Origin of the sequence: Microbacterium sp. C7(2022) (assembly GCF_028823665.1) — a bacterium.
GTDB lineage: Bacteria > Actinomycetota > Actinomycetes > Actinomycetales > Microbacteriaceae > Microbacterium.
Window position 1 is genome coordinate 52462 of sequence record NZ_JAPEHV010000001.1, and the last position, 17403, is coordinate 69864.

The following is a 17403-nucleotide window of genomic DNA, read 5'->3' on the forward strand; positions in this document are numbered from 1 at the left end:
GCGGCCCGGCCTTCGTCAGTCGACGACGGCGAGGATCTGGTTGTTCCACGGATCGCTGAACGCGAGAGTGCGCCCGTCGTCCTGCGTCGTGATGCCGAAGTGCGCCAAGCGCTCGCCGAGCTCGCCCCGCGCGTCAGCCGTGGGCATCGCCAGGTCGACGCGGCCGAGGCCCAGTGCCGGCATCCGCGGCCCCGCGCCCCGTGAGTTCCACACGTTCATCGCCATGTGATGGTGGTAGCCGCCGGCGCTGACGAACAGCGCCTGGTTGCCGAGTTCGGCGGTGGTGTCGAACCCCAACGCGTCGACGTAGTACGCGCGTGCGGTAGCGACATCGCCCACCGACAGGTGCACGTGCCCAATGGATGCCGCATCCGCCGCGGCTGCGCCGTTCGCCGCGTCCGCGGAGAGGTGCTCGCGCAGGAACGCGTTCGGGTCGAGGGCGAGAGTCGCCATTTCGACCTGGCCGTGCACCCATGACCACTCGGTGCGGGCGCGGTCCCAGTACAGTTCGATGCCGTTGCCTTCGGGATCGGTGAAGTAGAACGCCTGGCTCACCAGGTGGTCCGCGGATCCGGTGAAGGTCGACGGAGCGTGGCGAGCGACGCTGTACAGCGCGGCGGCGAGGGCCTGCTGGCTTTCGAACAGGATCGCCGTGTGGAACAGCCCGGCCGAGCCGGGTGCCGCGTGCCTGAGCTGCGGCTCGTGCTTGAGCACGACCAGGGCGCGGCCGGCGCGCCCCAGCGTCACGGTGTCGCCCGCGGCATCCAGCACCTGAAGGGTGACGACATCGCGGTAGTACGCCGTCATGGCATCGAGGTTGCCGACGAGGAGTGTGACCGCCCCCATCGCCGTGGTCGGTGCAAGACGGCCCCGTTCGTTCGCGACTGTTTCATTCACGAGAATGCATAACCGCGATCACGTGAGCATTGTTCCCGAGCGGGCGAGGTCGGTGGGGCGAGCCTCAGCGGGGAGCGTTCTCGGGGTCTCCGCCGAGGGGCCCGATCGACACGATCGGACCGCCGTCATCGGCACCCGTCTTGCGCCACCGCGCGATCGCGTTGCCGCCGTGATAGATCACGAGCGCCGCGATCGTTCCGAGCACGATGGCGCCGAACTGCAGCATCCCGATGTTCATCGTGAAGCCGGCGATCGCGATCACGAATGACACGGCGACCGTGTACTGGTTGACGGGTCGCGAGAAGTCGACCTGGTTGTCGACCCAAATCTTGATGCCGATCACGCCGATCAGCCCGTAGAGCGCGGTCGTGACGCCACCGAGGACGCCCGGCGGAATCGTGTTGAAGATCACGCCGACCTTGGGGGAGAACGCCAAGAGGATCGCGACGGTGCCGGCGACCCAGTATGCGGCGGTCGAGTAGACGCGCGTGGCAGCCATGACGCCGATGTTCTCGCCGTAGGTGGTCGTGCCCGATCCCCCGAAGCCACCCGCCAGCGCGGTGGCGGCACCGTCAGCGATGAGCGCGCGACCGGTGTGCTTGTTGATGCCCGGGTCGCCCGTCATGGTGGCCACGCCGCGGACGTGACCGACGTTTTCGGCGATCAGCACGAGGACGACGGGCAGGAACATCGGGACGAGCAGCCACGAGTCGGGGTTGCCGAGGGCGGCGAGGTGGAAGTCGGGGAGCCCGATCCACGCGGCTTCGGCGACGGGCGCGAAGTCGACCGCGCCGCTGATCACGGCGACGGCGTAGCCGACGACGACGCCCAAGAAGATCGAAATGCGGCCGAGGAACCCGCGGAAGAACACGCCGAACAAGATCACCGACGCGAGCGTGACGGTGGCGATCACCGGCTGCTGCTGGAAGTTGCCCCACGCCGCCGGCGCCAGGTTGAAACCGATGAGGGCGACGATCGCGCCCGACACGACGGGCGGCATGAGCCGCTCGATCCAGCGCGTGCCGAGCGCCTGCACGATGAATCCGACGGCGGCCAGCAGCACACCGGCGACGATGATGCCGACGAGCGCCTGAGTGATCTGCGCCGGAGTCTCGAGCGGGTTTCCGCCGTTCAGGGCCGTGATCGGCGCGATGAACGCGAACGACGACCCGAGGTAGCTGGGCAGCTTGTTCCGGGTGATCACGAGGAACAGCAGAGTCCCGATGCCCGAGAACAGCAGCGTGGTCGACACCGGGAAGCCGGTGAGCAGCGGCACCAAGAAGGTCGCGCCGAACATCGCCACCACGTGCTGGGCGCCGACCGCGATGGTCGCGCCCCATGCGAGTCGTTCGTCGGGCTTCACAACCTCGCCCGGTGCGACCCTGCGGCCGTCTCCGTGCAGCTTCCAGGTGGCCATGGACACTCCTTCGATGGTGCGTGGGGGATCCGGCATCCTCGGATCGCCCTTCACCCTAGCGGCCGCGAGGCGACGCCGACCGCGGCATCCGCTTCCGAAGAGATGACGGATGCTGAGCCCGAAGCATCCGCGGAGGCGACCGCCGACGACGAACAGCAGAGCGAGGACGCGAGAACCTCGAGCGGATGCTGCTCGGCTGACCGCGCGACACGGTGCCGGGCTCCGGGGCAACCGGCCGGTGAGCGCATAGATTCAAGGGGTTGCTCGCATCTGGGCGGGCCCGAACCGGAGACTCACCGTGGATCCCTTCTCCCTGATCGCGACGGGCCTTGCCGTCGGCGTCGTCCTCTTCATCTCGCTCATCGGATTCTTCGTCTTCCGTGCCTGGTATCAGGTGCCGCGCGCCGACGAGGCGATCGTCATCGTCGGTAAGAAGGCACGCGACAGTACCGACGGCGAAGCGAACAAGATGACGGTCATCACCGGCCGCGGTGCGTTCGTCAACAAGTTGACGCAGCGCAGCGACAAGGTCTCGCTGCGTTCGCGCCAGATCAAGTTCGAGCCGACCGCGCAGACGATCAACGGCGTGACCATCGACTTGACCGGTGTCGCGCTGGTGAAGATCGGCTCGACCCCCGAGCAGGTACGTCGCGCGGCCGAGCGCTTCGCCTCGCAGGATGAAGCGATCGTCGTGTTCACCACCGAACAGCTCGAAGGTGCGCTCCGCGGAGTAGTGGCCAAGCTCACGGTGGAGCAGGTCATGCAGGATCGCCAGAAGCTCAGCGACGAGATCGCCGAGGGCATCTCGGGTGACCTGCTCGCCCAGGGTCTCGTGCTCGACTCGTTTGCGATCCAGGGGATCACCGACAAGAACAACTACATCTCGGCCCTCGGGGCCGTCGAGGTGCAGCGCGTGCGCCGCGAGGCCGACGTGGCCGAAATCGACGCACAGCGCGAGGTGAAGAAGCGCCAGCTCGCCGCCGACGAGGCGAACCTGATCGAGCAGACCGCCCTCGACAAGAACACCGCCGCGGCGAAGTCCGAGGTCGGCCGCGCGAACGCCCAGGCCGAGCAGTCCGAGAACCTCGCCCGCGCCGAAGCCGAGCAGGGCGTTCTGCTGCAGGAAGCCGACAACACGCAGGCGCGCCTCGACTCGGAGGTCAAGAAGGTCGCCGACGCCGAGAAGTACCGCCAGCAGACCGCGGCCGACGCCGAGGCGTACAAGCGTCAGAAGAACGCCGAGGCTGACCGCCGCGTTGCGCAGGAGCGCGCCGACGCCGAGGCGTACTCGGTGAACGCGCAGGCCAAGGCCCGTGAGGCATCGGCATCAGCTGAGGCTGCCGCCGTGCGTGTGCGGGCAGAGGCCGAGGCAGCGTCGGTACGCGTGCAGGCCGAAGCCGAGGCTGAGGCGATTCGCCTCCGCGGTGCGGCGCAGGCCGAGGCGATCGCCGCGGAGGCGGCGGCGTTGCGCGAGAACGAAGACGCCATCCTTGCGCGCGAAATCATCGGGCAGCTGCCACTGCTCATGGCCGAGTTCGCGCGCGGCTACGAGAAGGTCGGCAGCATCACGCTCGTTGGTGGCGACAGCGCGGCCACCCACCTCGCGCGCGAGCAGTCGGCCAGCCTCACGGCGACCTTCGACAGCGTGAAGTCGGCCACCGGGCTCGATCTGACGACCCTGATTCAGGGGCAGGCCGTGGGCCGTGGCTTCGCGGAGGGGGCGGAGGGCTCGCAGGGCTCGCAGGGCTCGCAGGGCGATGCGGGCGGCGCAGCGACCGCCGAAAAGCCGGCGCCCGCTACGTCGTAAGCGTGTCGATCAGCTCGCGGTAGCGCGCGGCGGTGCGCTGCACGATCTCCTGCGGGAGCTCGGGCGGCGTGCCCTGCTTGTCCCAGTTCGCGGCGAGCCAGTTGCGCACGATCTGCTTGTCGTAGCTGGCCATGCGCTCCTTCGGCGTTGAGCCGGTCTGCCACGCGTGCGCGTCCCAGTAGCGTGACGAGTCGCTGGTGAGCACTTCGTCGGCGAGTGTCAGTACGCCATCGGCATCGGCGCCGAACTCGAACTTGGTGTCGGCGAGGATGAGCCCCCTCGCCTCGGCGATCGCGGCAGCACGCGTGTAGATCTCCAGCGACGTGTCGCGAAGCGCCGCAGCGACCTCCGTGCCGACCAGGTCGATCGTCTGCTCGTACGAGATGTTCTCGTCGTGCTCGCCCATCGGCGCCTTGTACGCCGGCGTATAGATCGGCTCGGGGAGCCGGTCGCCGTCCGACAGGCCGGCGGGCAGCGCGATTCCGCACACCGTGCCGTGCTCCTGGTACTCGAGCCACCCCGACCCGGTCAGGTACCCGCGCACGACGCACTCGACCGGGTACATCTGAAGTGCGCGAACATGCATGGCGCGCCCGGCGACGGCATCCGGAATCTCTTCCTCACCGCCAGGAACAAGATGGTTCGGGATGCCGCGACCCCCGTCGCCGCCCGCGAGTTGGGCGAACCACCACATGCTGAGGGTCGTGAGCAGCGCGCCCTTGTCGGGGATGCCAGGGCTGAGCACGAAGTCGAACGCGCTCACGCGGTCGCTCGCGACCACCAGCATCCGCTCCGCCGTGCTGTCATCGGCCGTGTCGGCAGGCACGTACAGGTCGCGCACCTTTCCGGAGTAGACGTGCCGCCAGCCGGGGAGTTCTGTCGCTTCGCTCACCCGCCCATTATCGCCGGTGCCCGTGCGCACCGCGGCAACAGCAGCTGAGGAGGATTCGCCTCGAGAGGATGGATTTTGCCTGGCGGTCCTCTTGGAGTGAATAACCCTTTGCTGCTGTCGCCCGGGGTATCGCGCTGTCGCTCGGAGCTATAGTTCATGTGGACTAATCCACATCGACTATCGAGGGGGCACCATGGGGGACACGCGCCGCGCACTCACGCCGCTCGGGCTGATGGTGCTCGCGTTGCTTGCCGAGGGCGACATGCACCCGTACGAGATGATCCGGCTGATGCGCATTCGCCGCGATGACCGCCTCGTCACCATCACGAACGGCACGATGTACCACACCGTGGCGCGCCTGCAGAAGGCGGGCCTGCTCGCCGAGGTCGGCGTGGACCGCGACGGCAACCGCCCGGAGCGCACGACGTACACGGTGACGGATGCCGGGACCGCGGCCGTCAGCGAGTGGATTCGCCGTGAACTGCCCCGCGTCGACAGCCCAGAGGCATTCCGGCTCGCGCTCGCCGAGGCGCACAATCTCGACCGCGGCGAGGTCCTCGGCCTGCTGCGCCAGCGGCGCGACGCGCTGCAGGCTCAGCATCGCGAGTACGTCGACAGCCTCGCCGGCGCGAACGCCAAGGGCGTGCCCGCACAGTATCTGATCGAGCTGGAGCGCGAGGAGGCGCTCCAGCGCTGCGATCTCGCCTGGCTCGACGCCTTCATCCCCCGTCTCGCCGGTGACGACTTCGCGTGGGGAGACCACGCTGTCACCGATCGTTACCTCGCACAGAGAGAAGCCGCACGACGATGACCGACATGACCGACCCGACAGTTCAGGGCGCGGCATCCGCCCCTCAGACATCCCCGATCAAGACCCGCAGCCCGTGGCCAGCGCTCTGGGCGCTGGTGATCGGGTTCTTCATGATCCTGGTCGACACGACGATCGTCTCGGTCGCCAACCCGGCGATCAAGGCCGATCTCGACCCGGGCACCCCGAACCTCGACAACGTGGTGTGGGTGACGTCGGCGTATCTGCTGGCGTATGCGGTTCCGCTGCTGATCACCGGCCGGTTGGGAGACCGGTTCGGCCCCAAGAAGATCTACCTCGTCGGGCTGGCGATCTTCACGCTTGCGTCGCTCGCATGCGGGCTCTCCGACACCCTCGGCATGCTCGTCGCGATGCGGGCCGTACAGGGACTCGGCGCGGCGATGATGACTCCGCAGACGATGGCCGTGATCACCCGCACCTTCCCGCCGAACCAGCGTGGCGCGGCCATGGGCCTGTGGGGGGCGACCTCGGGCGTCGCTATGCTCGTCGGTCCGCTTGCCGGCGGCCTTCTGGTCGACAATTTCGGCTGGGAGTGGATCTTCTTCGTGAACATCCCCGTCGGCATCGTCGGCTTCGTGTTGGCGTGGCTGCTCGTGCCGTCGCTCGAGACGCACCCGCACCGGTTCGACGTCCTCGGAGTCGTACTGAGCGCCGTCGGGCTGTTCCTCCTCGTGTTCGGTCTGCAAGAGGCCGAAGCCTATGACTGGGGTGTCATTTGGGGGCCGATCTCGGTGTGGAGCCTGATCGCCGCCGGTCTCGTGGTGCTCGGACTGTTCATCTGGCAGCAGTTCAGGACCAAGAGCGAGGCGCTCGTGCCGATGGACCTGTTCCGCGACCGCAACTTCGCCGTTGCGAACATCGGCATCGCCACCGTCGGCTTCGTAGTGACGAGCATGTCGCTGCCGTTGATGTTCTTCATCCAGCTCGCGCGCGGGCTCACACCCACCGAGTCGGCGTTGCTGCTGGTTCCCATGGCGATCGCCGCGGGTGTGCTCTCCCCGCTCGCGGGCCGGTGGCTCGATCGCACCGACCCACGCGTGCTGCTGGTGCCCGGCCTGTTGCTGGTGGCCGGCTCGCTCGTGATGTACGCGGCCATGATGAACCTCGACACCCCGATCTGGGCCTTCCTGATCCCGTCCTTCGTCATGGGGGTCGGCAACGCCGGAATGTGGGGTCCGCTGGCCACCACCGCGACGCGCAACCTGCCGCCGCGCCAGGCCGGCGCGGGTGCGGGCATCTACAACACCACGCGCACGGTCGGGTCGGTGCTCGGCTCGGCCGCGATCGCCGCCTTCATGCAGAGCCGCCTCGAAACGAACCTTCCCGGCGCGTCTGAAGCATCGTCGGGATTCGGCGGGGGTTCACTGCCGGATGCCGTCGCCGAACCTTTCTCCGCGGCCATGGCGCAGACGATCCTGCTTCCTGCCGCCGTGATGCTTGTCGGCGTGGTTGCGGTGCTCTTCCTTCGGCGCCCGCGGGTGTGAGCGCGCCGCGCACGGCAACAGCAGCTGAGGAGGATTCACCTCGAGAGGACGGATTCTGCTTGGCGGTCCTTTTGGAGTGAATTTTCCTTCGCTGCTGTCGCCCGCGTGCGAGGGCCCCCGCGGGTTACTCCACTCGCGCGGCGATGTCGGTGCGGTACTGGCCGCCCTCGAGCTCGATCCGCGACAGCGCGTCGTACACGCGCGAGCGCGCCTGCGCGAACGACCCACCGGTCGCCACGACGTTGAGCACGCGGCCGCCCGTCGCAACAAGCCCGCCCTCACCCGCAGCGGTGGCGGCGTGAGCGACGTGCACTCCGTCGACGGTGGCGGCGGCATCCACACCCGAAAGTGCGCGCCCCGTGACCGGCGACTGCGGGTAGCCCTCGCTGGCGAGCACCACGGTGACCGTGGCGTCGGGGCGGAAGGTCGGCGCCGCGCAGTCTTCGAGATGACCGGATGCCGCGGCCAGCAGCAGTTCGGAGAGCGGCTCGATCAAACGGGGGAGCACGACCTGGGTCTCGGGGTCGCCGAAGCGTGCGTTGAACTCGATGACCTTCACGCCCTGCTCGGTGAGGATGAGCCCGGCATAGAGCAGCCCGATGAAGGGCGTGCCCTCGGCATCGAGCTGGCGGATCACGGGCTCGGCGACCTCGCGCGTGACCTGCTCGACGAACGCTGCCTCGCTGCCGAAGCTCTCGGCCAGCCACGGCAGCGGTGAGTACGCGCCCATGCCGCCGGTGTTGGGGCCCTCATCGTCGTTGAGTAGACGCTTGAAGTCCTGTGCGGGGCTGAGCGGTACGACGTGGTCGCCGTCGCTCAAGAAGAACAGCGATACCTCGGGGCCAGACAGGAACTCCTCGACGAGCACCGCGCCGGTGGGCAGGTAGGTGTCGGCGTGGGCGAGCGCCGCATCGCGGTCGCTCGTGACGATCACGCCCTTGCCCGCGGCCAGGCCATCGGCCTTCACGACGTAGGGCGCACCGAATTCGTCGATCGCCGCTTCGACCTCGGCGCGTGTGGCGGCACGCGTCGCGCGGCCGGTCGGCACACCCGCGGCATCCATCACTCGCTTTGCGAACGTCTTCGAGCCCTCGAGTTGCGCGGCGGCTTTGCCGGGGCCGAAGACCGGGATGCCACGCTCGCGTAGCGCGTCGGCGACACCGGCCACCAGGGGCGCCTCGGGGCCGATCATCACCAGGTCGATCGCATTCTCGAGCGCGTAGGAGGTGACCTCGACCGGACTGTTGGCGTCGATCGAAACGAGGCTCGCGTCCTGTGCGATTCCGGCGTTGCCCGGAGCGGCGAAGATCTCGTGGGTCGCCTCCTCTGCGCGAAGGGCGAGGATGATGGCGTGCTCGCGCGCGCCCGAACCGAGTACCAGAATCTTCACCCGCCCAGCCTACCCAGGCTCACCATCGGCGCGAAGGCGTACCGTACTGGCATGCCTCGCAGTATTTCGACCGCGGATGGCCGCGACGCACTGGGTGCTGTGCGCGCGGCATCCGACTCTGGGTCCGCGCCCGCACGCGCCGATCTTGCCACCGCCGTGCGCTACCTGCTGCAGTTGCTCGTCGAGAAGGCCCCGGGCCACAGCGTCGAGGTGCGCGTGCCGCCGTTCGGCGCCGTGCAGGTCGTCGAGGGGCCGCGGCACACGCGCGGCACCCCGCCGAACGTGGTTGAAATGGACGCGCAGACCTGGATCGCGCTCGCGACGGGAACACAGGAATGGTCGGATGCCGCCGCCGCCGGCCTGATCTCGGCGTCGGGTGTGCGCGCCGACGTGTCGGATCTTCTTCCGCTGCGGCCCTAAGGCGATGCCCGCCGCGGACCGGCGCGGGTGAAACGAGCGGCGACTGACCTCTGCGTAGCGCGCTCTCCTCCGCGCCCCGTGCCGCCTCACCTCCGGGGCGGCACGGGGCGCGGAGCGTTTGCGCAGTGAGACAATGGACAGCATGGCTGAGCAGCACAACGACCGGATCGAGACCGTGCAGGTGCGTCGTGCACCGAAGATGTCGGTGTTCCTGCTCCTGGGCGCCGCGCTCGGCATCGTCGTCGCGATGATTCTGACCTTCGCGTTCGACGGCACCGCAGACCCGAGCCCCAACACCGGCTTCGAGTACTCGCAGGGTCAGGTGTTCGGCTTCGTGGCGCTCATCTGCGCGCCGATCGGCGTCGCGCTCGGCGGGATGGTCGCGGTCATCCTCGACCGGCGTTCCTCCAAGCGTGCGCGATCGATCCAGATCGACCACGACACCGTCACCGTTACTGACGACGAGAGCTGACGGTCGCGAGGTCTACGCCAGTTCGGCGATGATCGGGTTGATCGCGGCGTCGAAGGCCACCACGTCGCCGCGTAGCCCATCGGTCACGGCGATCGTGAGTGCGCCGATCCACCACACGCCGCGCTGGCTCAGGGGTAGCACCTGCACATTCAGTTCGAAAGAGTGTGCTCGTCGCCCGACTTGGCGTTCGTACTCGGCGATCGCACTCGCGTAGGCGCGGTAGCTCACACCGTTGCCGACATCGCGCCGGTAGCGTGCGTGGGCGGACTGCGAGTACGCCAGAGCTTCGGCCGCGAACGGCGTCATCGCCTCGCGCAGTTCATCCGCGCCCTGCGATGGCAGCGCGACGAGCGTCTCATACCCGTCCACCAATTCGAGCGGCACCGACGAAGCGTGAGCCTCGGGCTCGACGGTCATCTCCCACAGCATCCGCCACTGCTGTTCGAGCACGTCTTGCGCGGCCGTCGAGCGGTTGTTCGCGCGAGGAGGGATGCCGCGCAGGTGCGGCAATTCGTCAGGATGACGGATGCCGAGCGCCTGACGTACGTAGAGGGCAAGAAGCACCGGCCGACCCGCGTCTTCGCGGATCAGCCATTCCGGAATGCCGGCGCCGCCCATGCCGACAGTGTAGAAGAGGCGTCACGCGGCATCCATCACTTCCGACCCCGGGTAGTCTTTACCCGTGGGCTCCCCTTCTCGTGACGCCTCTGCGAACCCCTATACCGCCGCCGGCGTAGATACCGCCGCCGGTGACCTTGCCGTTGAACTGATGAAGTCCGCCGTGCGCCGCACGCACGGACCCGAGGTTCTCGGCGGAGTGGGCGGGTTCGCCGGGCTCTTCGACGCCAGCGCGCTGCGTGCATACGATCGACCCCTGCTCGCCACCAGCACGGATGGCGTGGGCACGAAGGTCGCGATTGCGCAAGCCATCGACAAGCACGACACGATCGGGCTCGACCTGGTCGGCATGGTCGTCGACGACATCGTGGTTGTGGGGGCGAAGCCCCTCTTCATGACCGACTACATCGCGTGCGGCAAGGTCTTCCCCGAGCGCATCGCCGACATCGTGCGCGGCATCGCGCAGGGGTGCTCCGACACCGGCACGGCGCTCGTGGGCGGCGAGACGGCCGAACACCCGGGCCTGCTCGGAGTGAATGACTACGACGTCGCAGGCGCGGCAACCGGTGTGGTCGAGGCTGGCCAGGTTCTCGGCGCCGATCGCGTGCAGGATGGCGATGTCGTTCTCGCGCTCGCCTCGAGCGGACTGCACTCCAACGGCTACTCCCTCGTGCGACACATCGTCGCCGGCGCGGGCATTCAATACGGCGATCGTGCCGCTGACCTCGGGTCGAACCTCACATGGGGCGAATCCCTGCTCGAGCCGACCCGCCTGTACACGGCACCGCTGCTGCGCCTCATCGCCGGGCTCGGCGGAGCGGTGCACTCGCTCAGCCACGTCACCGGTGGCGGCATCGCCGCGAACCTCGCGCGCGTGCTCCCCCAGAACACATGGGTCGATGTTGACCGCTCGACGTGGTCGCCGCCGCCGGTATTCCGTGTGCTCGCCGACCTTGGCTCGCTCGACCTGCAGGACACTGAGGGCACCTGGAACCTGGGCATCGGATTCCTCGCGATCGTGTCGGCCGATAAGGCGGATGCCGCGATCGCCGCCCTGGCAGAGGACGGCATCGCCACGTGGCAGGTCGGTGTGGTTCACACCGACGCCCGTCCGGACGGGCACTACGAACAGGGCGCCAAGGGCGTCGACGGCGGCGCGGTCCGCCTGGTCGGAGCATACGCAGACGGCTCGGCCGTGAACGGAGCGAAGTAACACCCCATGTGCGGAATCGTCGGGATGGTGGGTCGAGGATCCGTCAACCAAGAGATCTACGACTCCCTCCTCCTCCTGCAGCACCGCGGACAGGACTCCACGGGTATCGCCACGGCAGAACCCAATGGTGTTTTCCACGTGCACAAGGAGCGCGGTCAGGTGCGCGAGGCGTTTCGCACGCGCGACATGCGCGGACTGCTCGGAAACCTCGGCCTCGGCCACGTGCGCTACGCCACCAAGGGCGCCGCGTCGAACGAAGAAGAAGCGCAGCCGTTCTACGTCAACGCTCCGTATGGCATCGTGCTTGTTCACAACGGCAACCTCACGAACACGCGTGAGCTGACCGAGGAGCTGTTCCGCAAGGACCGTCGCCACCTCAACACCACGAGCGACACCGAGCTTCTCGTCAACGTTCTCGCCAACGAGCTTCAGGCGTCGATCTCGGGCGATGAGCTCGAACCCGAGCAGTTGTTCCGGGCCGTCGAGCGCGTGCACGAGCGGGTCGAAGGCTCGTACGCGGCGATCGCGCTCATCGCCGGTTACGGTCTTCTCGCGTTCCGTGACCCCTTCGGCATCCGTCCCCTCATTCTGGGAACCCGGAAGAACGACGACGGAACCTACGAGTGGGTCGTGACCAGCGAATCGCTCGTTCTTGAGAACGGCGAGTTCGAGGTCGTGCGCGATGTTCTCCCGGGCGAGGCGATCTTCGTCGATCTGGACGGCAACCTGCACACTCGTCAGTGCGCGAAAGAGACGCAGCTGGCGCCGTGCTCGTTCGAGTACGTCTACCTCGCCCGACCCGACTCGGTCATGAACGGCATTTCGGTGTACGAGGCGCGCCTGCGCATGGGGGAGCGGCTCGCCGACACCATCGCGAAGTACACGCCCTCCGGGGCGATCGACGTGGTCATGCCGATTCCCGACTCGTCGCGCCCCGCGGCCATGCAGGTCGCCCGAAAGCTCGGCATCGAGTACCGCGAAGGCTTCTACAAGAACCGCTATGTGGGCCGCACCTTCATCATGCCCGGCCAGGCCGTACGCAAGAAGAGCGTGCGCCAGAAGCTCAACGCCATGTCGAGCGAGTTCAAGGGCAAGAATGTTCTGCTCATCGACGACTCGATCGTGCGCGGGACGACCTCGAAAGAGATCATCCAGATGGCTCGGGATGCCGGCGCCACCTCGGTCACCTTCGCTTCGGCGGCACCCCCGGTGCGTTACCCGCACGTGTACGGCATCAACATGCCCTCGCGTCACGAGCTCGTCGCGCACGGCCGGACGATCCCCGAGATCGCCGAAGAGCTGGGCGCCGACTACATGGTGTACCAAGAGGTCGAAGACCTGAAGGCCGCCATCCTCGAGGGGTCGGACCTCGACGACCTCGACATGAGCTGCTTCGACGGCCGCTACGTCACCGGCACCGTGTCTGACGAGTACCTCGCCTGGGTGGAAGGCTCGCAAGAGTCCTGAGACCGATCCAGTGGCAGCGCTAGTTGAGGAGAATTCTCGTGCTGAGGGCGATCTGAGGCTGGCGCTCCTCGCGGAGCGAAATTTCCTCAGTTACTGTCGCGAGAGTGGATCGCGGGATGCCGCGGCGCGACGGTCTGCAGGGTGGGATGCCGCGGCGCGGCGGGACCCAGTCCGCGTGCACGTGGTGTGGAGCAGACTCCCGGCGGTTTCGCCGGATTGCTCGCTACGGTCGCACCATGTCTTCTGACACGGCGCCGCTCGAGCGGGAGATCCGCGACGACATCGTCGCCGCTGAGAACCCCGAACGTCCGATTCGCCGCACGATGCGTCGCATCCGCGCCTGGTTGGCCGAGCATCCCCGAGTCGAAATCGCGTACCGGGTCGGCGTCGCGATCGCCGGCAGCATTCTCGCTATCGGCGGGCTCATTTTGGTGCCGCTTCCCGGGCCGGGCTGGCTCATCGTGTTCCTCGGCCTCGCGGTGCTGGGAACCGAGTTCCACTGGGCGCACCGCATCTCGAGCTGGCTCAAGAGCATGCTCGACCGGTTCTGGACCTGGTGGCGCCAGCGCCGCGCAGAGAAGACGCGCAAAACCTCCGGGTAACGCGTACCGCGTCCCCGAAGGTTTCGTGCAGAGTTGTCGCTGGACGAGCGTGGTTACGCTCGCTCTAGCTCATCCTCGTCTTCGTCAGCGTACTGATCTGCCCACTTGTCGACGTACTGATCTTCGTTCGACGGGTGACCCAACTCGCGCTCCAGAGCGGAATAGTTCACGCTCGGGCTGTACGACTTGAGCTCTCGGGCGATTTTGGTGTGCTTCGCCTTCTGACGGCCACGCCCCATGCGAGACCCCCTCATTTCTGAGTTACGGACTATACGAATGCCCGCTTCAACGTTGGGCCGGCATCAAGCCGGTAAGAGTAGCATTCAGAATAACACGGAGCCTTCCACACTCGGCGGCTCCGGGCCCCCGAGCCGTGTCGAAGGAGTACACAGATGACGAATGACGCACCCGACATCGACGACAAGGCCGCAGCCGATCCTGCTGTGCGCGGGGCCGTGATCGTCGGGGTGATTCCGGACCAGTCGAGTCGTGTTCTCAAAGAGGCGGCGCGTTACGCGGGCCTGCTTGGTGCTCCTCTGATCGTGGTGCACGTCGATGTCACGCGATTCGTCACGTACGAGGATCCGGACGGTTACGTCCACTCGGCGCCGATCGACATCAACATCGCCGCGGGTGAGGGGGAACTCGTCGCCGTGCAGGCACAGGCCGACGAAGTTCTGGCTGACTTCGCGGGGACCTGGAGCGTGCGGCAGCTGGTGGGTGACCCGGCCATGGCCATCAAGCACCTGGCCGAGCAGGTCGACGCGAAACTGCTCGTCGTCGGTACTCGCAAGCGCGGCCTCGGCGAATCGATCCGAGAGTTCTTCACCGGTTCTGTCGGAGCGCGACTGGCTCACCGCCAGCATCGGACGATCCTGGTCGTGCCGCTCGGTGAGCCCGCGCCCGACGACGAAGAGATCTGGCCCGCCTAGAGCAGACGAGGCGCTGACCTCAGCGAGAGAGTCTCAGGTCAGCGAGCGAGCGCGCGTGTGAGCGCGCGACCGGCCGCGTCGAGTGCTTCTTCAAGTTCGGTGACGACCGTGGCATCCAACTCCCCTCCGCGCGCGACGTGCGAGCGGAGGTCACCGCGCACGCGGCCACGGAACTCGTTGATCAGCGCATCGGCGCGGTTAAGCTGCTCGCGACTGCGCCCGCGCACATCGTCCGCGGGTGGCGGCGTGCGATGGGCGGCGTCTTCTTCGGCGCGACGGGCGGCGGCAAGGTCTGCTCGCAAACTCTTCATCGCTTCTTGGACGCTGCCTCGGACTTCGTCGGCGATGAGGCGCACGCTGTCGGCGAGGCCGGCTTCGATGCCCTCGAGATCGCCCGCGCGGCTTATCACTTCGGCGTGGCCCGCTTCGGTGATCGCGTAGATCGACTTGCGGCCGTCCACGCTTTTGGTCACCAGGCCCTCTTCTTCGAGCTTCGCCAACCGCGGGTAGATCGTTCCGGCGCTGGGGGTGTACGTGCCACCCGTGCGATCCGACAGCGCCTGCATGATGTCGTACCCGTGGCGGGGCCCCTCGTCGAGCAGGTTGAGCAGATACAGGCGGAGGTCGCCGTGGGAGAAGACGGCGGGGCTCATCGCTGTGCCTCGCCATCGGCGACGGGAACCTCGCCATCGGTAACCGGCGCCTCGCCATCAGCGGAGGGAGCCTGGTCCTCTGTGACGGGGGCGTCGGCTGGCGCAGCCGCGCGTCGCAGCACGGTGATGTCGCCCGACACCGAGTTCGCGCGGACGTCGACGAACGAGCCGCTGAGCTCACCGACCGCACCGTTGTAGTTGGTCGTGGGTCCGGTGCCCTGCCCCGAGCGCACGTGGCCGTCGATCTGTACGCGACCACTGACGCTGCGCACGACGTAGTTGGCGGGGTAGCCCTCGTCCAGGCGCACGGTCGACGCTCCGCTCACGGTATTCAGGCTGATGGCCTGAATCGGACCGACGGAGTCGACAAGTACCCCGCCCGACACGGTGTCGGCGGTCGCCTTGCGCAGTTCGCCGGTGGCGGCGACATCGCCCGAGACCGAGTTGGCATTGAGTGAACCCACAAGGCCCCGCACGTTCACGTCGCCCGAGACGGCGTTGATCGTGACGTCACCCGACAGGCCGTCGACGATGATGTCGCCCGAGACGGTGTTCAGGCGCGCGTCACTGTGCAGGCCCGCCACGAGGGCGCTGGCGCTGACGACGCCGAGGGAGAGTGCTACCGATCGCGGCACCGCGACGCTGATCTCAGCCTTAGGTCCGCCCGAGCCGAAGTTGCGGAACACCTCGAGGAAGTTGTCCCAGCGCAGCTGCGGGTGATCAATTTCGAGCAGATCGCCCGAGATTTCGATGCGCAGGTCTTTTGTGGTGACGCCGTGCACCTCGATGCGGGCGCCGGGTTCGTCGTGAGCGACGACGTCGATCTGGCCTCCGACGAGTCCGACTTTGAGGGAGCGCACCGTGTCGATGTCGATCACGCGTGTCTCTCCGGGGTGGATGATCCACTTTTCGAGGGTCATGACTGTTCTCCAAGGGTGAGGGGACTCGCGATATATCGTGTCCGCCTAGACGATAACACGTTATATCGCGTTTCTCCATGACTTCTCCTTGACATTGACGCTACGTCAACCTTTACCGTTGTCACGAGACGAAAGGAGCGCGATATGGATACGACGACACTGCCGGAGTGGTCGATTCAGCAAGTTGCGAAGATGGCCGGCACGACGAGCCGCACGCTGCGCCACTATGACGACGTCGGAATCCTGACGCCGAGCCGGATCGGCCACAACGGGTACCGCTACTACGACGAGCGCGCGTTGCGCCGACTGCAGCGCATTCTGTTGCTGCGAGATCTGGGACTTGGCCTGCCGCAGATCGCGGACGCACTCGCCGGACGCGATCCCGAAGGCAATGCGCACGCGGGTTCACCGACTGCAGCTGAGTCTCACGCGCTCCGCTCTCACCTCACGTGGTTGCGCGAGGAACAGAACCGCCTGGCGCGACAGATCGCGTCAGTGCAACACACCATCGATGCATTGGAAGGGGGTGAAAAACTCATGGCAGACAAGATGTTCGACGGCTTCGATCACACGCAGTACAAAGACGAAGTCGAGCAGCGCTGGGGCGAGAGAGCCTACGCCGATAGCGACGCCTGGTGGCGGGCGAAGTCGCCGGCCGAGCAGAAAGCCTGGCAACAGGACGTTGCGCAGCTGAGTGCCGATTGGGTTCGCGCGGCCGAGAGTGGTGCGGCGGCCGACTCGGATGTCGCTCAGGCCCTCGCTCAGCGCCACGTCGAGTGGCTGCGGAGCGTGCCCGGCACGCCGGCCGCGAATCCCGGTGGGGATGTGAAGGCGTACGTGCTGGGCTTGGCCGACATGTACGTCGCCGATGAGCGCTTCGGCGCGAACTACGCAACCGCTGACGGTGGGAGCGCAGGAGCGGAGTTCGTGCGTGAGGCGTTGCAGGTCTACGCCGCAGCGCATCTGTGATGCGCGCCAGCCCGCGGGGATAAGCCCAGAGACACAAAATGCGGATGCCGCGACCGGTCATGGTCGCGGCATCCGCATCTCAATCGTTCGGCTAGGGGCTACCCGGCCCGGCTTCCGGTGATAAGGCGGAACAACAGGGCGATGAGTGCGATGACACCGACGATGATCGCGACCCACAGGAGGAAGCCGAGAGCCTCTCCGAGCCCGCTGACGATGGCCAGGATGATCGCGATGGCGATGATGATGATCAGTGCGAGATTCATGGAGGGTGCTCCTTCTCTTTTCGCAGGTTCCGACAGGGGGATCGGCGCCTGATGCCTGTTGGGCACTTAGAGACCGTGGCAGGTTTCGACGCTCGGATCGAGGGCCTTGCGGAGCAATGCCCCGCAGTGCTACATGGCCGACGATATGCCGACGGGCT

20 protein-coding genes are annotated in these 17403 nt (G+C 67.1%); 10 read left to right on the forward strand and 10 right to left on the reverse strand.

The window, feature by feature from the left end; translation table 11 throughout:
* Positions 1-15: 15 nt before the first annotated feature.
* The 3 genes from ON062_RS00230 to ON062_RS00240 all read right to left on the reverse strand — a co-directional run bounded on the left by ON062_RS00230 (position 16) and on the right by ON062_RS00240 (position 2562).
* The gene (locus ON062_RS00230) at positions 16-846 is read right to left on the reverse strand and encodes a VOC family protein (protein ID WP_274645451.1); all 831 of its coding nucleotides are present in this window, start codon (positions 844-846) and stop codon (positions 16-18) included.
* 115 nt (positions 847-961) lie between these two features.
* Positions 962-2314, reverse strand: coding sequence for a uracil-xanthine permease family protein (locus tag ON062_RS00235; RefSeq protein ID WP_274645127.1), 1353 nt, complete (start codon positions 2312-2314; stop codon positions 962-964).
* 50 nt (positions 2315-2364) lie between these two features.
* Positions 2365-2562: a hypothetical protein gene (locus tag ON062_RS00240; protein ID WP_274645128.1), complete on the reverse strand. Its 198-nt coding sequence runs from the start codon at positions 2560-2562 to the stop codon at positions 2365-2367.
* A gap of 50 nt (positions 2563-2612) precedes the next feature.
* Between ON062_RS00240 and ON062_RS00245 the strand changes: the two genes are divergently transcribed.
* On the forward strand, positions 2613-4121 hold the full coding sequence (locus ON062_RS00245) for an SPFH domain-containing protein (protein ID WP_274645129.1): 1509 nt from the start codon (positions 2613-2615) through the stop codon (positions 4119-4121).
* Here the strand turns inward: ON062_RS00245 and ON062_RS00250 are convergent.
* On the reverse strand, positions 4111-5013 hold the full coding sequence (locus tag ON062_RS00250; protein WP_274645130.1) for a phosphoribosylaminoimidazolesuccinocarboxamide synthase: 903 nt from the start codon (positions 5011-5013) through the stop codon (positions 4111-4113). The genes ON062_RS00245 and ON062_RS00250 overlap by 11 nt on opposite strands.
* 193 nt (positions 5014-5206) lie before the next feature.
* Here ON062_RS00250 and ON062_RS00255 point away from each other — a divergent pair, with 193 nt between their 5' ends.
* Positions 5207-5824 carry a PadR family transcriptional regulator gene (locus tag ON062_RS00255; protein ID WP_274645131.1) on the forward strand — a complete coding sequence of 206 codons (618 nt, stop codon included), beginning with the start codon at positions 5207-5209 and terminating at the stop codon, positions 5822-5824.
* Between the two features lie 5 nt (positions 5825-5829).
* Positions 5830-7326, forward strand: coding sequence for a DHA2 family efflux MFS transporter permease subunit (locus tag ON062_RS00260; protein WP_274645132.1), 1497 nt, complete (start codon positions 5830-5832; stop codon positions 7324-7326).
* 124 nt (positions 7327-7450) lie between these two features.
* Here the strand turns inward: ON062_RS00260 and purD are convergent, their stop codons facing one another.
* Positions 7451-8716 (reverse strand): phosphoribosylamine--glycine ligase, encoded by a 1266-nt coding sequence (gene purD / locus ON062_RS00265; RefSeq protein WP_274645133.1) that lies wholly within the window; start codon positions 8714-8716, stop codon positions 7451-7453.
* Positions 8717-8767: 51 nt separating this feature from the next.
* On the opposite strand from purD, the gene ON062_RS00270 reads away from it, so the two are divergent.
* Positions 8768-9136 (forward strand): sterol carrier family protein, encoded by a 369-nt coding sequence (locus tag ON062_RS00270; RefSeq protein ID WP_274645134.1) that lies wholly within the window; start codon positions 8768-8770, stop codon positions 9134-9136.
* Positions 9137-9278: 142 nt separating this feature from the next.
* On the forward strand, positions 9279-9608 hold the full coding sequence (locus ON062_RS00275; RefSeq protein WP_274645135.1) for a potassium transporter Trk: 330 nt from the start codon (positions 9279-9281) through the stop codon (positions 9606-9608).
* Between the two features lie 12 nt (positions 9609-9620).
* Here ON062_RS00275 and ON062_RS00280 read toward each other — a convergent pair whose 3' ends face one another.
* Positions 9621-10226, reverse strand: a complete 606-nt coding sequence (locus tag ON062_RS00280) for a zinc-binding alcohol dehydrogenase (protein ID WP_274645136.1) — start codon at positions 10224-10226, stop codon at positions 9621-9623.
* Between the two features lie 64 nt (positions 10227-10290).
* Here ON062_RS00280 and purM point away from each other — a divergent pair, with 64 nt between their 5' ends.
* From purM to ON062_RS00295, 3 genes are all read left to right on the forward strand, one after another.
* A complete protein-coding gene (purM, locus tag ON062_RS00285) occupies positions 10291-11439 on the forward strand; it encodes a phosphoribosylformylglycinamidine cyclo-ligase (RefSeq protein WP_274645137.1) in 1149 nt (382 codons plus the stop codon).
* 6 nt (positions 11440-11445) lie between these two features.
* Entirely contained in the window at positions 11446-12906 is a 1461-nt protein-coding gene (gene purF / locus ON062_RS00290) for an amidophosphoribosyltransferase (protein ID WP_274645138.1), read from the forward strand.
* A gap of 236 nt (positions 12907-13142) precedes the next feature.
* The gene (locus tag ON062_RS00295) at positions 13143-13508 is read left to right on the forward strand and encodes a TIGR02611 family protein (RefSeq protein WP_274645139.1); all 366 of its coding nucleotides are present in this window, start codon (positions 13143-13145) and stop codon (positions 13506-13508) included.
* Between the two features lie 53 nt (positions 13509-13561).
* On the opposite strand, the gene ON062_RS00300 is transcribed toward ON062_RS00295, so the two are convergent.
* On the reverse strand, positions 13562-13747 hold the full coding sequence (locus ON062_RS00300) for a DUF3073 domain-containing protein (protein ID WP_274645140.1): 186 nt from the start codon (positions 13745-13747) through the stop codon (positions 13562-13564).
* Between the two features lie 153 nt (positions 13748-13900).
* Here ON062_RS00300 and ON062_RS00305 point away from each other — a divergent pair, with 153 nt between their 5' ends.
* Positions 13901-14440 (forward strand): universal stress protein, encoded by a 540-nt coding sequence (locus ON062_RS00305; protein ID WP_274645141.1) that lies wholly within the window; start codon positions 13901-13903, stop codon positions 14438-14440.
* Positions 14441-14478: 38 nt separating this feature from the next.
* Here the strand turns inward: ON062_RS00305 and ON062_RS00310 are convergent, their stop codons facing one another.
* A complete protein-coding gene (locus tag ON062_RS00310) occupies positions 14479-15093 on the reverse strand; it encodes a PadR family transcriptional regulator (protein ID WP_274645142.1) in 615 nt (204 codons plus the stop codon).
* Entirely contained in the window at positions 15090-16013 is a 924-nt protein-coding gene (locus tag ON062_RS00315; protein ID WP_274645143.1) for a DUF4097 family beta strand repeat-containing protein, read from the reverse strand. Before ON062_RS00315 ends, ON062_RS00310 begins: the two co-directional genes overlap by 4 nt.
* Before the next feature lie 144 nt (positions 16014-16157).
* Between ON062_RS00315 and ON062_RS00320 the strand changes: the two genes are divergently transcribed.
* Positions 16158-16982 (forward strand): TipAS antibiotic-recognition domain-containing protein, encoded by an 825-nt coding sequence (locus ON062_RS00320; protein ID WP_274645144.1) that lies wholly within the window; start codon positions 16158-16160, stop codon positions 16980-16982.
* Between the two features lie 98 nt (positions 16983-17080).
* Here the strand turns inward: ON062_RS00320 and ON062_RS00325 are convergent, their stop codons facing one another.
* Entirely contained in the window at positions 17081-17245 is a 165-nt protein-coding gene (locus ON062_RS00325) for a hypothetical protein (protein ID WP_274645145.1), read from the reverse strand.
* Positions 17246-17403: the final 158 nt, after the last annotated feature.

Coding starts and splice junctions, on each gene's coding strand:
- ON062_RS00305 (WP_274645141.1), top strand. CDS start 13,901: ATGACGAATGACGCACCCGACATCGACGACAAGGCCGCAGCCGATCCT.
- purF (WP_274645138.1), top strand. CDS start 11,446: ATGTGCGGAATCGTCGGGATGGTGGGTCGAGGATCCGTCAACCAAGAG.
- ON062_RS00320 (WP_274645144.1), top strand. CDS start 16,158: ATGGATACGACGACACTGCCGGAGTGGTCGATTCAGCAAGTTGCGAAG.
- ON062_RS00325 (WP_274645145.1), bottom strand. CDS start 17,245: ATGAATCTCGCACTGATCATCATCATCGCCATCGCGATCATCCTGGCC.
- ON062_RS00240 (WP_274645128.1), bottom strand. CDS start 2,562: ATGCGCTCACCGGCCGGTTGCCCCGGAGCCCGGCACCGTGTCGCGCGG.
- ON062_RS00315 (WP_274645143.1), bottom strand. CDS start 16,013: ATGACCCTCGAAAAGTGGATCATCCACCCCGGAGAGACACGCGTGATC.
- ON062_RS00270 (WP_274645134.1), top strand. CDS start 8,768: ATGCCTCGCAGTATTTCGACCGCGGATGGCCGCGACGCACTGGGTGCT.
- ON062_RS00310 (WP_274645142.1), bottom strand. CDS start 15,093: ATGAGCCCCGCCGTCTTCTCCCACGGCGACCTCCGCCTGTATCTGCTC.
- ON062_RS00280 (WP_274645136.1), bottom strand. CDS start 10,226: ATGGGCGGCGCCGGCATTCCGGAATGGCTGATCCGCGAAGACGCGGGT.
- ON062_RS00275 (WP_274645135.1), top strand. CDS start 9,279: ATGGCTGAGCAGCACAACGACCGGATCGAGACCGTGCAGGTGCGTCGT.
- ON062_RS00235 (WP_274645127.1), bottom strand. CDS start 2,314: ATGGCCACCTGGAAGCTGCACGGAGACGGCCGCAGGGTCGCACCGGGC.
- ON062_RS00260 (WP_274645132.1), top strand. CDS start 5,830: ATGACCGACCCGACAGTTCAGGGCGCGGCATCCGCCCCTCAGACATCC.
- ON062_RS00300 (WP_274645140.1), bottom strand. CDS start 13,747: ATGGGGCGTGGCCGTCAGAAGGCGAAGCACACCAAAATCGCCCGAGAG.
- ON062_RS00255 (WP_274645131.1), top strand. CDS start 5,207: ATGGGGGACACGCGCCGCGCACTCACGCCGCTCGGGCTGATGGTGCTC.
- ON062_RS00295 (WP_274645139.1), top strand. CDS start 13,143: ATGTCTTCTGACACGGCGCCGCTCGAGCGGGAGATCCGCGACGACATC.
- ON062_RS00230 (WP_274645451.1), bottom strand. CDS start 846: ATGGGGGCGGTCACACTCCTCGTCGGCAACCTCGATGCCATGACGGCG.